The sequence below is a fragment of the Vibrio sp. 2033 genome (assembly GCF_033339735.1).
In genome coordinates, this window is sequence record NZ_JAWOVC010000260.1 from 1 (window position 1) to 782 (window position 782).

Below are 782 nucleotides of genomic sequence, written 5' to 3' on the forward strand. Positions count from 1 at the left end.
AATTATGAACATTTGTCGCAAGCGATTGACAATACGCTTGAGGACTCAGATTGTCATTTTGCCGAACAGCGTGACTTTTCAAGCCAGTGGTTCCGCGTAGATGATGGTGGAGAAATACCAGATGAGCAAGAGCTGCACTGGCATTTAGAGTACTTGCAACAAAACCCAAATGCAGCGAGAGATCTGCTGCATGCGTTGTTGCCAGACAAAGACGCCTCTCAAGGTGACTGGCGTTGTTCTTATCGGTTACTACAGTCGGCAGATTTGATGCCTTTGGTGTTTGATTATCGCTGGTTGATGAATGGACAGTTTGCTTTCTACTTAGTGGACTCTGCTTCCCAAGAAAATGGAGGTGTAGCGACAACGCTACTGGTGAGAGCTTTGTTTGATGATTACCTAAGAAACTTAAAAAGTTTCAGTGCGGATCTGAAAGACATGGTAAACATCATGGAGAAGGGCATTGAGTGCTCAGATTGTGCTGGTGCGGTGAAGGCGGTATTTGGTGTGGCGGATTTAGCTTCCTCAACCGTGTCACTTTTACCTGCTGGTTTGGACAGCCAATGGTCGGATGGACATGAAAATCAACATATTGCGGCAGGCAATCGACTGGGCGATGGCAGCATGAAAAACTTCATCACCCGAGATTTACCGCTGAAGACAACAGGTCAGTTGTCGATAGGTTGTTTAGGTGCATCCAGTTTCAGCCTGAATATTACTCGAGTGAATCGACTCGTTTAGAAAGCCAAACTCGGATCTTATCTTTAATTAATATGGTGAAAGCA

Annotated in this window: 1 protein-coding gene; it reads left to right on the top strand. The window is 45.3% G+C overall.

All coding sequences use genetic code 11. The features are described from left to right. Window positions 1–738, top strand: a 738-nt coding sequence (locus tag R7P74_RS25955) for a two-component system response regulator (RefSeq protein ID WP_318123531.1), incomplete at its 5' end; no start/stop codon positions are given. Between the last annotated feature and the right edge of the window lie 44 nt (window positions 739–782).